The following is a 14,127-nucleotide window of genomic DNA, read 5'->3' on the forward strand; positions in this document are numbered from 1 at the left end:
TGCGCGGCCCTCGCGCCGGACGAAACGCTGGGGCCATGCCCGTCATCGAAGTCACCGACCTGCACAAGTCCTACGACGGCCGTGCGGTCGTCGACGGCGTCTCCTTCACCGTCGAGGAGGGCGAGATCTTCGGGATCCTCGGCCCGAACGGCGCCGGCAAGACGACCACCGTCGAGTGCGTCGAGGGCCTGCGGGCGCCCGACGCGGGCCGGGTCCGGGTCACCGGCCTCGACCCGGTAGCCGACCACGCGCGCGTGGCCCGTGTCCTCGGCGTACAGCTCCAGCAGAGCGAGCTCCAGCCGAAGCTCACCGTCCGCGAGGCGCTCGACCTGTACGCCTCCTTCCACCCGAGCCCGCTCGACCCGGCCCCCCTCGCCGAGCGCCTCGGTCTGACCCCGGTGCTCTCCACCCGGTTCGCACAGCTCTCCGGCGGCCGGCTACGCCCTCGCCCTGCTGCTTGCCGTCGCGGTCGCGCTCGCTCTCGGATCGGTGGTGTCGGTCGTGTCCCGCACGACGAAGATCGCCGGCGCGGTCGGCTCTGCCGTGTTCTTCCCGTCGATGTTCTGCGCGGGCCTGTGGCTGCCGGTGCAGGCCATGCCGGACGTCCTCGCCCGGATCGTCGGCTGCACCCCCTTCGGGGCGGCCGCGCAGGCCCTCGACCAGGCGGCGGCCGGGCACTGGCCGGGCTGGAGCCACCTCGGCGTGCTGGCGATCTGGTTCCTGCTGCTGACCGGCGCGGCGGCCCGCTGGTTCCGCTGGGAGTAGGCGGAGCCGCACGATGCAGACTGGAGGGATGACAGAGGCGGACGGCCGGCTCGAACAGCGATGGGCGCAGGCCAACCGCTGGGGGCCGTACGTGCTGCTCGGCTTCGCGGTCCTGTTCGCCTGCGCCACCGCCGCCCTGACGCCCGGCGCGGCCGAGCGGTGGGCGGTCGGCGGGCTGGTCCTCGCGGCGCTCGCGCTCCAGCTGCTCTGGGGCCGCCACGGGCGGCCCCGGGAGCCGTCCGCCGTCGGCGTCGCGTACTACGTCGTGCGATGGGCGCTGGCCTTCGCGCTCACCTGGCTGAACCCGTTCTTCGCGTTCTACGCGGCCACCGGCTACTTCGACGCCGACGAGATCGTCCCCGGCCGCATCCGGCAGCGGCTCGCGCTCGTCGCCACGTCGATCCCCGTGGCGGGGGCGCAGGCCGGCGGGCTGCCGATCCACGGCGGCACCCAGTGGGCGGTCTTCGCCGGGCTCCTCGTCGTCAACAACGTGCTGTGGATCGTCGTGGGGAACCTCACTCACCAGGAGGAGGAACGCTCCCGCGCCCGCGCCGGGACCATCGCCGAACTCGAACGCACCAACGCGGCCTTGCAGCAGGCGCTGGCGGAGAACGCCGCCCTGCACGCCCAACTCCTCGTCCAGGCACGGGAAGCGGGCGTCGCCGACGAACGCCGGCGCCTCGCCGCCGAGATCCACGACACCCTCGCCCAGGGCCTGACCGGCATCATCGCCCAGCTCCAGGTCGTCGCGAACTCCCCCGACCCCGCCGGGGCGCGCGAGCACGTGGGCCGCGCCCTGGACCTGGCCCGGCACAGCCTCGGCGAGGCCCGCCGCTCGGTGCACAACCTGGCCCCGGTGGCGCTGGAGAGCGACGGACTGCCCGAGGCCCTGAAGAAGACGGTCGCCGAATGGGGCGACCGGACCGGCGTGCGCGCCGGGTTCACCGTCACCGGCACCGCCGAACAGCTCCACGAGGAGGTCTCGGCGACCCTCCTGAGGATCGTCCAGGAGGCCCTGCCCAACGCCGCCCGGCACGCCCACGCCGACCGCGTCGGCGTCACCCTCTCCTACCTGGGCGACGAGGTGATCCTCGACATCCGCGACGACGGCCGCGGCTTCGACCCCCTCGCGCTCCCCGTGCGCACCCGCTCCGCGGGGTTCGGCCTCGACGGCATGCGCGCCCGCGCCGAACGCGTCGCCGGCTCGCTCGCCGTCGAGTCGGAACCGGGCCACGGCACGGCCCTGTCGGCTCGCGTACCGTTGGTGCGCGATGAGCGATGACCCGGGGATCAGCCTCCTGATCGTGGACGACCATCCCGTCGTACGGGACGGTCTGCGCGGCATGTTCGACTCCGCGCCCGGCTTCACGGTCCTCGGCGAGGCGGCGAGCGGCGAGGAGGCCCTGACCCGGGCCGCCGCACTCGACCCCGACGTGATCCTCATGGACCTGCGCATGCCGGGCGGCGGCGGGGTCGCCGCCATCGCCGCACTCACCCGCCGCCGGTCACGCGCGAAGGTCCTCGTGCTGACCACGTACGACACCGACTCCGACACCATCCCGGCGATAGAGGCGGGCGCGACCGGCTATCTGCTCAAGGACGCGCCGCGCGAGGAGCTCTTCGCGGCGGTGCGGGCCGCCGCGCAGGGCCGTACGGTCCTCTCCCCGGCGGTCGCCTCCCGGCTGGTCTCCGCGGTCCGCGCCCCGGGCGGCGACGAGCCGCTGTCCGCCCGCGAGCGGGAGGTGCTGGCGCTGGTCGCCCGGGGCACGTCCAACCGCGAGATCGCCCGCGAACTCTTCATCAGCGAGGCGACGGTGAAGACCCACCTCACCCACCTCTACGCCAAGCTGTCGGTCAACGACCGCGCGGCGGCGGTGGCGAGGGCGTACGAACGGGGGATCCTGGGCCGGGACCGGCCCTGAGCACGGTATCCGGGCCCGGGCCCGTCAGCCCACCACCCGCAGCAACAGCACCGCCCGCTCCGGCACCCGCACCGCCGCCCCCGCCGGGTGCGTCACCCCCGGCGCCTCCCCCTGGTCCTCCTTCGACGTGTCCACGACCACCTCGTAGCGCTCCGCCCACGGCGGCCCCGGCAGGACGAAGTCCACCGGGGCGTCCCCCGCGTGCAGCACCGCGAGGAAGCTGTCGTCGGTGATCGGCGCGCCCCGCTCGTCCCGGCCGGGGATGTCCCGCCCGGACAGGTACATCCCCAGCGTCGCCGCGGGCGCGTACCAGTCGCCCTCCGTCATCTCCGCGCCGCGCGGGGTGAACCAGGCCAGGTCCCGCAGCCCGTCCGCCGAGTGCGCCCGGCCGGAGAAGAACGCACGGCGGCGCAGCACCGGGTGCCGGTGGCGCAGCGCGATCAGCCGGGCGGTGAGCTCGTACAGGGCCCGCCAGCCCGGGTCCTCCAGCAGCCCCCAGTCCACCCAGCTGATCTCGTTGTCCTGGCAGTAGGCGTTGTTGTTGCCGCCCTGCGTGCGGCCGAGTTCGTCGCCCGCGACCAGCATCGGCACGCCCGTCGACAGCAGCAGGGTCGTCAGCAGGTTGCGCAACTGGCGGCGCCGCAGCGCCAGGACGCGTTCGTCGGACGTGTGGCCCTCGGCCCCGCCGTTCCAGGACCGGTTGTCGTTCGTGCCGTCCCGGTTGCCCTCGCCGTTGGCCTCGTTGTGCTTGCGCTCGTAGGACACCAGGTCGCGCAGGGTGAAACCGTCGTGCGCGGTGACGAAGTTGACGGACGCGTACGGCCGTCGTCCGCCCCACGCGTACAGGTCGCTGGAGCCCGACAGGCGGTAGCCCATCTCCCGGACGTCCGGCAGCGCGTGCCGCCAGAAGTCGCGGACCGTGTCGCGGTAGCGGTCGTTCCACTCCGTCCACAAGGGTGGGAAGGCGCCCACCTGGTAGCCGCCCGAGCCCACGTCCCACGGCTCCGCGATCAGCTTCACCCGGCGCAGCACCGGGTCCTGCGCGATCACCGCCAGGAACGGGGAGAGCATGTCGACGTCGTGCATGGAGCGGGCCAGGGCCGCCGCCAGGTCGAAGCGGAAGCCGTCGACGCCCATCTCCGTCACCCAGTAGCGCAGCGAGTCGGTGATCAGGCGCAGCACATGCGGCTGGACCACGTGCAGGGTGTTCCCGCAGCCGGTGTAGTCCGCGTAGCGGCGGGCGTCGGACTGGAGGCGGTAGTAGCCGCGGTTGTCGATGCCCTTCAGGGAGAGGGTCGGGCCGAGCTCGCCCGCCTCCGCCGTGTGGTTGTAGACGACGTCCAGGACGACCTCGATGCCGGCCGCGTGCAGCGCGCGGACCATCCGCTTGAACTCGCCGACCTGCCGGCCCGTCGTTCCGGCGGCGGCGTACGCGGCGTGCGGGGCGAAGTAGCCGATCGAGTTGTAGCCCCAGTAGTTCTTCAGCCCGCGGCGCAGCAGATGGTCCTCGTGCGCGAACTGGTGGACGGGCAGCAGTTCCACCGCCGTAACGCCCAGCTTCACCAGGTGCTCTATCGCCGCCGGGTGCGCCAGACCGGCGTACGTGCCGCGCAGTTCCTCCGGGATCCCGGGGTGCAGCCGGGTGAAGCCGCGGACGTGCAGCTCGTAGATGACCGAGTCCGCCCACGGGGTCTTCGGCCGACGGTCGTCGGCCCAGTCGTCGTCATCGTGCACGACGATGCCCTTGGGGACGTACGGCGCGGAGTCGCGTTCGTCGCGGACGGTGTCGGCGACCTGCTGCTGGGGCCAGTCGCGGACATGCCCGTACACCTCCGGGGGCAGGGTGAACTCGCCGTCGACCGCGCGGGCGTAGGGGTCCAGGAGCAGCTTCGCCGGGTTCCAGCGGCCCCCGGTCCACGGGTCCCAGCGGCCGTGCACGCGGTAGCCGTAGCGCTGGCCCGGCATGACCCCGGGCACGAAGCCGTGCCAGATCTCGTGGGTCAGCTCGGTCAGCCGGCCCCGGGTCTCGCGCCCGGCCTCGTCGAACAGGCACAGCTCGACGGACTCCGCCCCGCCCGCCCACAGCGCGAAGTTGGTGCCCGCGACGCCGTCCGGGCCGACCCGGAACCGGGCCCCCAACGGCGTGGACGCGCCCGGCCGCACCAGCGGTCCCGGCACCTTGCGCGGCGCACCGTTCACGACGATGTCCGGCGTGGCGCGTGCTGCCGCCACCGCCTCCTGCTCGGCTGCGCTGGACACCGGCTCGCCTCCCGCGGCTCATGGAACGACGTGGGGAAAGAGCGCACGGTGTCCCGCCGAGGCCCCTCGTCACGTCGTCCTCCCCCCTTTTCTGCCCAGAGCGGACCTCGCACTCACGTTTCCCCGGAGCGTGCCCGATCGTTGGGTACGCCGTGAGGCACGTACAAGGGCGCGCAGGGCGCGCGGGGGTCGCACTGGCCGCCGTAATGACATGGGCAGGACTACTGGCTGGGGTCGCGGGCTGCACCGGCGGCGACAGCCCGAGCGGGCTCGACCGGATGGTCGCCAAACCCCCGGCCCCCGAGGACGTCATCCGGGTCGCCCCGGCGGACGGCGCCAAGGGCGTGCGACCCGGGGAGGAGTTGCGGGTGCGGGTGCCCGACGGGCGGCTGGAGTCGGTGAAGGTCGTCCGCTCGCAGGACGCCCAGGAGGCCGTCGTCCCGGGCCGGATCGCCGCGGACGGGCTGAGCTGGCAGCCGGACGACGACCGGCTCGGGCTCGCCGCCCGCTACACCGTGGACGTCGTGGCGCTGGACGGCGCGGGCAACCGCTCGGCCCGGCACACCACGTTCACCACCTACGTCCCCAAGGAGCGCTTCATCGGCTACGTCACCCCCGAGAACCGGTCCACCGTCGGCACCGGGATGATCGTCTCGCTGGAGTTCAACCAGGAGATCGAGGACCGCGCGGCCGTCGAACGCGCCGTCGAGGTCACGGCCGAACCGGCGGCGGACATCCGGCCCCACTGGTTCGGCAGCACCCGGCTCGACTTCCGCCCCGAGGAGTACTGGGAGCCCGGCACCCGGGTCACCGTCGCGCTCGGGCTGCGGGACGTCGAAGGGGCGCCCGGCGTCTACGGGCTGCAGCAGAAGTCGTTCTCGTTCACCGTCGGCCGCAGCCAGACGTCCCTGGTGGACGCGGCGAAGCACACCATGCAGGTGCGCCGCGACGGCGAACTGCTGGCCACCGTGCCGATCACGGCCGGGGCGCCGAAGAACACCACCTACAACGGCAAGATGGTGGTGACCGAGATGCTGGAGCTGACCCGGATGAACGGCGCCACCGTCGGCTTCAAGAAGGCCGACGGCAAGGGCGAGTACGACATCCCGGACGTCCCGCACGCCATGCGCCTGACCAGCTCCGGCACCTTCCTGCACGGCAACTACTGGGCGGAGGACGTCTTCGGCAAGGCCAACGTCAGCCACGGCTGCGTCGGCCTGCGCGACGTCAAGGGGGGTGGGGCGGACACCCCCGCGGGGTGGTTCTTCGACCGCAGTCTCGTCGGGGACGTCGTCGAGGTCGTCCACAGCAAGGACAAGGTGGTCGCCCCCGACAACGGGCTCGGCGGCTGGAACATGAGCTGGCAGGAGTGGCTCGCCGGAAGCGCCGTGAACTGACGCCGTGAACTGACGCCGTGAACTGACGCAGTGCAGTCACGCCGTGAACTGACCCCGCCCCCCATGCAACCTTCACCCCGGAATCACGGTCCTACTTGGGACCGAACGGTGACAATCTTGACCCGTCGGGGCCGCTGACCATGTGGTTAATATGCGGCGAACGCGGGTGACGCGTCGCTGCGGGCCCGGGGAGGGCCTGGGGGAGTGGGGAGAAGGACTTTGAACGTGCGACCGATATCGGGGGCGTCGGTTGGGGGGCGCTCGCGCGGCCGTGACAAGCGGTTGGCGGTGATCGTCGGAGGGCTGCTGCTGGCCGTCACGGCGTGCGGCGGAGGCGGGGACTCGGACTCCGGGTCCACCGCGAAGGACGACGGCGGCAAGGGCGCCACCGCCGCCGCCGAGAGCAAGCAGTCGGAGGCGGTCGTCACCATCGCCCCGAAGACCGGCGCGAAGGACGTGGACACCAGCGGCGTCCTGAAGGTCAGCGCGGCGAAGGGCAAGCTGACCGAGGTCACCGTCAAGGACGCCAAGGGCAAGAAGATCGAGGGCGCGATCTCGGCCGACGGCGCCGGCTGGACGCCCGCCACGCACCTGGCCGCGTCCACCGCGTACCAGGTGCACGCGGTCGCCAAGGACTCCGCGGGCCGCACGGCCGCCGAGGACTCGACCTTCACCACGCTGAGCCCGAAGAACACCTTCATCGGCAACTTCACGCCCGAGGACGGGTCCACCGTCGGCGTCGGCATGCCGTTCTCGGTGAACTTCACGCGTGGCATCACCGAGCCGGCCGACGTCGAGAAGGCCATCACCGTCACGACCGTGCCGGCCGTCGAGGTCGAGGGCCACTGGTTCGGCAACGACCGCCTGGACTTCCGTCCCGAGAAGTACTGGAAGGCCGGCACCAAGGTGACGGTCTCGCTGAACCTCGACGGCGTCGAGGGCCGCAAGGGCGTCTACGGCGAGCAGACCAAGACCATGTCCTTCACCATCGGCCGCGACCAGGTGACCGTGGTGGACGCCAAGAAGCACACGATGAAGGTCATGCAGGAGGGCAAGGTCGTCAAGACCATCCCGGTCACCACCGGCAAGCCCGGCTACGCGACCTGGAACGGCCAGATGGTCATCAGCGAGAAGTTCACCGTGACCCGGATGAACGGCGACACGGTCGGCTACGACGGCGAGTACGACATCAAGGACGTCCCGCACGCCATGCGGCTGACCAACTCCGGCACCTTCGTGCACGGCAACTACTGGGGCGGCGACGCCTTCGGCAACTACAACGCCAGCCACGGCTGCATCGGCCTGCGGGACGTGCGCGGCGGCTACGACAGCTCCATCGCCGCCGCGTGGTTCTTCAACCACTCGATGGTCGGCGACGTCGTGACCGTGAAGAACTCCACCGACCCGACGGTCGACCCGGCCAACGGCCTCAACGGCTGGAACATCCCCTGGGCGGAGTGGAAGAAGTAGCGGTCCCCGTCTCCTGACGACGGGCCCGGCGCTGTGACACACAGCACCGGGCCCGTCGTCGTTAGTCCCCGTTAACCTGCTGGCATGACCGTGAATCTCGAAGTCGCCGAAGGCGTCGGCACGCTCCGACTCGACCGCCCGCCCATGAACGCGCTGGACATCGCCACGCAGGACCGTCTCAAGGAGCTCGCCGAGGAGGCGACCCGGCGCGACGACGTCCGCGCGGTCGTCGTGTACGGCGGCGAGAAGGCGTTCGCGGCGGGCGCGGACATCAAGGAGATGCAGGACATGGACCACACCGCGATGGTCCTGCGCGCCCGCGCCCTCCAGGACTCCTTCACGGCCGTGGCCCGGATCCCCAAGCCGGTCGTCGCGGCCGTCACCGGGTACGCGCTGGGCGGCGGCTGCGAGCTCGCGCTGTGCGCGGACTTCCGCATCGCCGGGGACAACGCCAAGCTGGGCCAGCCCGAGATCCTGCTCGGGCTGATCCCCGGCGCCGGCGGTACCCAGCGGCTGGCCCGGCTGATCGGCCCCTCCAAGGCCAAGGACCTCATCTTCACGGGCCGGATGGTGAAGGCCGACGAGGCGCTGACCCTGGGCCTGGTGGACCGGGTCGTCCCGGCCGCCGACGTCTACACCGAGGCGCACGCCTGGGCGGCGAAGCTGGCGCAGGGCCCGGCGATCGCGCTGCGCGCCGCGAAGGAGTCGATCGACACCGGCCTGGAGACGGATCTGGACACCGGCCTGGCGGTCGAACGCAACTGGTTCGCGGGCCTGTTCGCGACCGCCGACCGCGAGATCGGCATGCGCAGTTTCGTCGAGGAAGGGCCGGGCAAGGCCAAGTTCCGCTGAGTCCGCGCCTGCTGTGTCCTGTGAGTGACGTCTCCTTCCAACTCCCCGCAATCACTTGCAATTGACGGGGTGTCTCACCCGGGTCCCACCCTGGTCCCTCGATGGGGCGGTTTGTCGAAACCTTAAGACAGTCTTAAGCGTGCCTTGTCGAGGGAGCCGGACGATTGCCGTCGGGTAGGCCGTTGCTGCAGGTCGACACGGGTTTGTCAGGCTTTGTGCTGCCAATGGCATATGCCGGTCGCATCAACCGGAACGGTTGATTCCGGGGGGCGTATTCCGTCGGAACGGCCCCGGAGGCCGTGCTGGGCGGCCATGATGGGGGCATGGCGGGGCTGGAGGGCAACGAACAGCCGCGGGGACCGAGCCGTGCGACCGCGGCGCGCTGGTCGCCTGCGGTCGAGGACGAACGGGCGCTCAAGGCGCTGGAGTTGTTCGGCAACCCGACGGAGGGCGAGGTTCCGCTGCCGTCCCGCCCCGAGTCCGCGGCGACGGCCCGCCGGCTGGCCCAGGTCGTCGTCCTCAGACAGTGGGGACTGACCCCCAAGATGACCGAGGACGCGGTCCTGCTCGTCTCCGAACTCGTCGGCAACGCCGTACGGCACACCGGCGCCCGCGTCTTCGGTCTCCGGATGCGCCGCCGCCGCGGCTGGATCCGCGTCGAGGTCCGCGACCCCTCCCGCGGCCTGCCCTGTCTGATGCCGGTCCAGGAACTGGACATCAGCGGCCGCGGCCTGTTCCTGGTCGACAAACTCGCCGACCGCTGGGGCGTGGACCTGCTGCCCCGCGGCAAGACGACCTGGTTCGAGATGAGGGTCGCCGACCGTTAGGCGCTGCCGCGGGGTCGGTCGGGGGCGCTTCTCGGGCATCCGGCGCTGGTGTCGGCGTCCCTGGAGGCTGCCGCCCCCAGACCCCCGCTTCGGCCTGACGGCCTCGTCCTCAAACGCCGGACGGGCTCAAAGGGTGGGTCAATCGTCGGGATTGCGACATTTCGCACCTTAAATGGTGCGCGTGACCACCTCCGACCGTCGTTACCTGCTGCGGGCGGGCGCCGGGCTCGTCGCCGGGGGCGCGTGTGCAGCCGCGTGCTCGCCCTCCGGGAGTTCCCCGGGTGCCGTCGCGCCCCGCGCCCCCACGAGCACGGCCTCCTCCGCCGACGTGGCCCCCGGGCCCCGGGCCTTCCCCCGGCAGCCCGTCCAGATCAGCCACGGGCCCCGGGACCGGCCCCGGGTGGCGCTCACCTTCCATGGACAGGGCGAACCCGCCGTGGCCCGGGCGCTGCTCGGTGAAGCCGAGCGGCACGGGGCCCGGGTCACCGTCCTGGCGGTCGGGAGCTGGCTCGACGAGCACCCCGAGCTCGCCCGCCGGATCCTGGACGGCGGTCACGACCTCGGCAACCACACCCAGCGGCACCTGGACGTCAACGCCCTGTCGGAGACGGACGCGGCGGCCGAGATCGCCGGGTGCGCCGAGCGGCTGCGCAGGCTCACCGGGTCCATCGGCACCTGGTTCCGCCCCTCCCGGGCCCTGCGCGCCTCGCCGCTCGTGGAGACGCTGGCCCGCCGCGCCGGCTACCCGCACGTCCTCTCCTACGACGTCGACTCCCTCGACTTCACCTCGCCCGGCGCTCCCGCCGTCGCCCGCACCATCCTCGGCCAGGTCCGGGGCGGGTCCGTCGTGAGCCTGCACTTCGGGTACGCGGACACGGTCGCCGCGCTTCCGGCCGTCCTGGACGAACTCGCCCGCCGCGGACTGCACGCGGTCACCACCACGGAGCTGATCGGCTGATGCACCGAAACCTCGTGAAACGCGCCCTGCCGGCCGTCGTCGCCCTCGCCGTCCTCGCCGCCTGCGGCACCGACGGAGAGGACGGCGCGGCCGAGGCCACCCGGGCGGCGGCCCCGGCGCCCGTGAAGAAGCCGGTGAAACCGCTCGTCGACGGACTGCCCGGCATGCCGCCGGTGCTGGATCCGAAGGACGTCTACGCCGCCGACCGCCCGAACAAGCTCTCCCCGGTCGTCAAGGACTTCCCGTCCCGGGTGTACGTCCCCAACACCGAGTCCGACACCGTCTCCGTCATCGACCCGAAGACGTACCGGGTGATCGAGACCGTCCACGTCGGCCGCCAGCCCCAACACGTCGTCCCCTCCTGGGACTTGAAGACCCTGTGGGTCAACAACAACCGCGGCCACACCCTCACCCCCATCGACCCGAAGACCGGCAAGGCGGGCCGGTCCCTCGAAGTGCACGACCCGTACAACCTCTACTTCACGCCCAACGGCAAGTACGCGATCGTCATGGCCTCCCTCGACCGCGAGCTCGTCTTCCGCGACCCGCACACCATGAAGCGGATCAAGACCGAACCGGTCACCTGCTACGGCGTCAACCACGCCGACTTCTCTCTCGACGGCAGGTACTTCATCGTGTCCTGCGAGTTCAGCGGCGAACTGCTGAAGGTCGACACCGAGCAGATGAAGGTCGTCGGACAGCAGCGGCTGCCCTTCAAGGGCGCCATGCCGCAGGACGTGAAGGTCTCGCCCGACGGGAAGCGGTTCTACATCGCGGACATGATGGCCCACGGGGTGTGGATCGTCGACGGCGACACCTTCGGCGAGCCGGAGTTCCTGCACACCGGCAAGGGCGCCCACGGGCTGTACATCGGCCGCGACTCCCGCGAGATGTACATCTCCAACCGCGGCGAGGGCAGCGTCTCCGTCTTCGACTTCCGCGCGAACCGGCTCACCAAGAAGTGGCGGCTCCCGGAGGGCGGCAGCCCCGACATGGGCGGCGTCTCCGCGGACGGCAAGGTCTTGTGGCTGTCCGGGCGGTACAACTCCGAGGTGTACGCCCTCGACACCGCCACCGGCCGCCAGCTCGCCCGCATCAAGGTCGGCAGCGGCCCGCACGGCCTCGCCGTCTACCCCCAGCCCGGCCGCTACTCCCTCGGCCACACCGGCATCTTCCGGTAGGGGCTCGCGAAGAGCGTCTCTGCGCCGCTTGAGTCTCCACCCGCTGGAAGGCCCAGACTTCCAAACATGATCGACGACGGCACCGGACTGCTCACCATCGGCGAACTGGCCCGTGCCACCGGACTGCCCGTGCGCACCATCCGTTACTGGTCCGACGAGGATGTCCTGACCCCCGTGACCCGGTCGGCCGGCGGCTACCGCCTCTACGGCGCAGAGTCCGCCGCCCGGCTGGAGCTGATCCGCACCCTGCGCGAACTGGGCCTCGGCCTGGCCGACGTGCGCCGGGTGCTGGCCGGGGAACGGACGGTCGCGGAGGTCGCGGCGGCGCATGTGAGCGCGCTGGACGCGCAGATCAGGGCGCTGCGGGTGACCCGTGCGGTGCTGTCGTCCGTGGCCCGACGCGGAGCGAGCGCACAGGAGACGACCTTGATGAACAGACTGGCCCGACTGTCGGCCGCCGAGCGGTCGCGGATCGTCGACGACTTCATGGCGGAGATCTTCGACGGATTCGACACCGCCGACCCCGACATCCGCACCCGGCTGCGGTTCGCGGCGGTGGACCTGCCGGACGACCCGACCGCCGAGCAGGTGGACGCCTGGGTGGAGCTGGCCGAGCTGATCCAGGACCCGGCGTTCCGGGCGCGGATGCGGCAGGCGGTGGAGTTCAACGCGGCGGACCGGGGGCCCGAGGCGCCGGCCGGCACGTCCCTGTGGTTCATGAGCCGGCTGGTGGGGCTTGCCGGCGACGCCCTGGGCCGCGGGCTCGCCCCCGACGCACCGGAGGCGGCGGAGCTGCTGCGGGGCCTGATCGGCGAGGCCGACCCCGCCGCCGTACTGGAGAAGCTTTCCGCCGCGACGAACGTACAGGTGGCGCGCTACCGGGAGTTGTCGGCCGTCGTGCAGGGGCTCGGCCCGCAGGCCGCCTACCAGGAGGAGTTCGCGTGGGCGGTCGCCGCACTCGCCGCTCGCACGGCCGGATAATCTGACCTGCGTCAGTACGACAGCAGGACAAGAAAAAGAAAAAGGGGCGGATCGGTGGCCGACATCGAAGAAGCGCGCAAGCAGTTCCAGCGGATCGACACGGACGGTGACGGATTCATCACCGCGGCCGAGTTCAAGACCGCCCTCGCTCAGGAGGGTGACTGGAACGTCACCGAGGCGGTCGCCGAGGTCCTCATCAAGAGCCGTGACCTCAATGGGGACAAGGTTCTCTCGTTCGACGAGTTCTGGGCCTACCTGAGCAAGTGACGCGCGCGAAAGGGGCGCCCCGCAGCCGCGGGGCGCCCCTTCCAGAAGCATGCGCAGGCATGTCCACAGGTCCTGGGTTCAGAACCTGCGGCCGGTTCTACTGCTTCGGTGTGGGCGGCTTGGGCAGGGAACCGAAGTTGGTGGCCCGCTTCCACGAGACCCCGTCCGTCCACGCCCCGTTGGCGCCCAGGGACCTTCCGGAGATGACGTAGTAGAGGTCGTTTCCGGCTACGACCGCCAGCGGGGATTTACCGGACGAGAAACCGGTGGCAGCGGATTCGCTGAACTCGCTGTAGTTTCCGTTGCGGTCGATCCGCCAGCTTCCCACACTGTTGTCGTTGTGCTTCGTGATGGCGATCGCGCCATAGCCGCTGCCGGAGAGCGCGATGGACGGCGCATACGGAGAATTCGCGCCCGGAAGTCCCCGCGGCTGTGTCCAGTTCGAAGCCCCGTACGTCTGCCGCGTCATATAGATGTTGCCGTCGATCCCCCTGAAGGCGAGGGCGATCTGGTTCCAGGGAGCGGCGTCGTCGCCGTCGTCGATCTGAGCGGCCAGTGACGGCGCGTCGTAGCTCAGTGCACCCGGAACCAGCCGGGGATCCTGGAAGGTCGTCGCGGCGGCGTCGTAGTACATCGCCCAGACGTCGTCGTTGGACTGGCTGTTCCACGCGAGCATGAAGGAGTTGCCGGGCAGCGCGGTCGCGGCCACGGGCAGGTAGTTGTGGGTCCGCGTGTCCCGGGGAATCTTGGCCCCGTAGGGCAGCGCGGCGGGCAGCTGGTAGCTCGCGTTGAGCTGGACGCGGTGCTGCCAGACGTCGCCGTCCCGGCCGGTGTGGAAGATCCGGAAGTTGCCGCGGTTGCCGTCGTCGGTCCAGATCACCGTCGGGGGAGCGTAGGTCTGCGCGTTGGGGGACCCCGGTGAGATGGGCAGCTGGTACGCGCCGCCGTTGTTCAACGAGATCCATATGAAGTCGTTGTCCGCGCCACGCCACGCGTGCATGATGTTGCCGCGGTTGTCGCGCGCTTCGCCGATGGTGGACTGGCTGCGGATCTGCCCGCCCGAGTAGGTCACCGGATTCCACTCGCGTGGTTCACCGGGATAGGGGCCGGCACTGACCGAAGGGCCGTCGGCCTCGGCCGCAGAGCCACTGGCCAGAGCCGGCGTCGCCATTCCGGAAACCGCGGCAGAGGCAGCCACGATTGCCACGGCAGCCAGCCGGAACTTCCTGGATTTGTTCAGCATTTTTT

The 14,127-nt window shown here is 71.2% G+C and carries 12 protein-coding genes and 2 pseudogenes; 12 read left to right on the forward strand and 2 right to left on the reverse strand.

Features of this window, described 5'->3' with window-relative positions:
- Positions 1 to 35: 35 nt before the first annotated feature.
- The 4 genes and pseudogenes from ACWCPF_RS28670 to ACWCPF_RS28685 all read left to right on the forward strand — a co-directional run.
- Positions 36 to 437: pseudogene (locus tag ACWCPF_RS28670) on the forward strand (ATP-binding cassette domain-containing protein); the annotation flags it as partial.
- Positions 436 to 765, forward strand: a pseudogene (locus tag ACWCPF_RS28675) (ABC transporter permease); the annotation flags it as partial. The pseudogenes ACWCPF_RS28670 and ACWCPF_RS28675, both read left to right, overlap by 2 nt.
- 28 nt (positions 766 to 793) lie before the next feature.
- Positions 794 to 2,047 carry a sensor histidine kinase gene (locus ACWCPF_RS28680; protein WP_451048000.1) on the forward strand — a complete coding sequence of 418 codons (1,254 nt, stop codon included), beginning with the start codon at positions 794 to 796 and terminating at the stop codon, positions 2,045 to 2,047.
- The gene (locus ACWCPF_RS28685) at positions 2,037 to 2,687 is read left to right on the forward strand and encodes a response regulator (protein ID WP_451048001.1); all 651 of its coding nucleotides are present in this window, start codon (positions 2,037 to 2,039) and stop codon (positions 2,685 to 2,687) included. The genes ACWCPF_RS28680 and ACWCPF_RS28685 overlap by 11 nt, the downstream gene beginning before the upstream one ends.
- A 24-nt stretch (positions 2,688 to 2,711) precedes the next feature.
- Here ACWCPF_RS28685 and glgX read toward each other — a convergent pair whose 3' ends face one another.
- Positions 2,712 to 4,946, reverse strand: a complete 2,235-nt coding sequence (gene glgX / locus ACWCPF_RS28690; RefSeq protein ID WP_451048002.1) for a glycogen debranching protein GlgX — start codon at positions 4,944 to 4,946, stop codon at positions 2,712 to 2,714.
- 152 nt (positions 4,947 to 5,098) lie between these two features.
- On the opposite strand from glgX, the gene ACWCPF_RS28695 reads away from it, so the two are divergent.
- From ACWCPF_RS28695 to ACWCPF_RS28730, 8 genes are all read left to right on the forward strand, one after another.
- The gene (locus tag ACWCPF_RS28695; RefSeq protein ID WP_451048003.1) at positions 5,099 to 6,343 is read left to right on the forward strand and encodes a L,D-transpeptidase; all 1,245 of its coding nucleotides are present in this window, start codon (positions 5,099 to 5,101) and stop codon (positions 6,341 to 6,343) included.
- A gap of 219 nt (positions 6,344 to 6,562) precedes the next feature.
- On the forward strand, positions 6,563 to 7,813 hold the full coding sequence (locus tag ACWCPF_RS28700) for a L,D-transpeptidase (RefSeq protein ID WP_451048004.1): 1,251 nt from the start codon (positions 6,563 to 6,565) through the stop codon (positions 7,811 to 7,813).
- 84 nt (positions 7,814 to 7,897) lie between these two features.
- Entirely contained in the window at positions 7,898 to 8,665 is a 768-nt protein-coding gene (locus tag ACWCPF_RS28705; protein ID WP_451048005.1) for an enoyl-CoA hydratase/isomerase family protein, read from the forward strand.
- A 323-nt stretch (positions 8,666 to 8,988) separates the two neighbouring features.
- The gene (locus ACWCPF_RS28710) at positions 8,989 to 9,492 is read left to right on the forward strand and encodes an ATP-binding protein (RefSeq protein WP_451048006.1); all 504 of its coding nucleotides are present in this window, start codon (positions 8,989 to 8,991) and stop codon (positions 9,490 to 9,492) included.
- 172 nt (positions 9,493 to 9,664) lie between these two features.
- On the forward strand, positions 9,665 to 10,450 hold the full coding sequence (locus ACWCPF_RS28715) for a polysaccharide deacetylase family protein (RefSeq protein ID WP_451048007.1): 786 nt from the start codon (positions 9,665 to 9,667) through the stop codon (positions 10,448 to 10,450).
- Positions 10,450 to 11,631 carry a YncE family protein gene (locus ACWCPF_RS28720; protein WP_451048008.1) on the forward strand — a complete coding sequence of 394 codons (1,182 nt, stop codon included), beginning with the start codon at positions 10,450 to 10,452 and terminating at the stop codon, positions 11,629 to 11,631. The genes ACWCPF_RS28715 and ACWCPF_RS28720 overlap by 1 nt, the downstream gene beginning before the upstream one ends.
- A gap of 66 nt (positions 11,632 to 11,697) precedes the next feature.
- A complete protein-coding gene (locus tag ACWCPF_RS28725; RefSeq protein WP_451048009.1) occupies positions 11,698 to 12,612 on the forward strand; it encodes a helix-turn-helix domain-containing protein in 915 nt (304 codons plus the stop codon).
- A 54-nt stretch (positions 12,613 to 12,666) separates the two neighbouring features.
- Positions 12,667 to 12,879 (forward strand): EF-hand domain-containing protein, encoded by a 213-nt coding sequence (locus ACWCPF_RS28730; protein WP_351916439.1) that lies wholly within the window; start codon positions 12,667 to 12,669, stop codon positions 12,877 to 12,879.
- Positions 12,880 to 12,976: 97 nt separating this feature from the next.
- On the opposite strand, the gene ACWCPF_RS28735 is transcribed toward ACWCPF_RS28730, so the two are convergent.
- Positions 12,977 to 14,050 carry a hypothetical protein gene (locus ACWCPF_RS28735; protein WP_451048010.1) on the reverse strand — a complete coding sequence of 358 codons (1,074 nt, stop codon included), beginning with the start codon at positions 14,048 to 14,050 and terminating at the stop codon, positions 12,977 to 12,979.
- Between the last annotated feature and the right edge of the window lie 77 nt (positions 14,051 to 14,127).

Source organism: Streptomyces sp. NPDC001858 (assembly GCF_053594615.1).

Excerpts from the sequence above, each read along its gene's own strand:
- ACWCPF_RS28715 (WP_451048007.1), top strand. The coding sequence starts at position 9,665 with ATGGTGCGCGTGACCACCTCCGACCGTCGTTACCTGCTGCGGGCGGGC.
- ACWCPF_RS28735 (WP_451048010.1), bottom strand. The coding sequence starts at position 14,050 with ATGGCGACGCCGGCTCTGGCCAGTGGCTCTGCGGCCGAGGCCGACGGC.
- ACWCPF_RS28725 (WP_451048009.1), top strand. The coding sequence starts at position 11,698 with ATGATCGACGACGGCACCGGACTGCTCACCATCGGCGAACTGGCCCGT.
- ACWCPF_RS28710 (WP_451048006.1), top strand. The coding sequence starts at position 8,989 with ATGGCGGGGCTGGAGGGCAACGAACAGCCGCGGGGACCGAGCCGTGCG.
- ACWCPF_RS28705 (WP_451048005.1), top strand. The coding sequence starts at position 7,898 with ATGACCGTGAATCTCGAAGTCGCCGAAGGCGTCGGCACGCTCCGACTC.
- ACWCPF_RS28680 (WP_451048000.1), top strand. The coding sequence starts at position 794 with ATGACAGAGGCGGACGGCCGGCTCGAACAGCGATGGGCGCAGGCCAAC.
- ACWCPF_RS28685 (WP_451048001.1), top strand. The coding sequence starts at position 2,037 with ATGAGCGATGACCCGGGGATCAGCCTCCTGATCGTGGACGACCATCCC.
- ACWCPF_RS28720 (WP_451048008.1), top strand. The coding sequence starts at position 10,450 with ATGCACCGAAACCTCGTGAAACGCGCCCTGCCGGCCGTCGTCGCCCTC.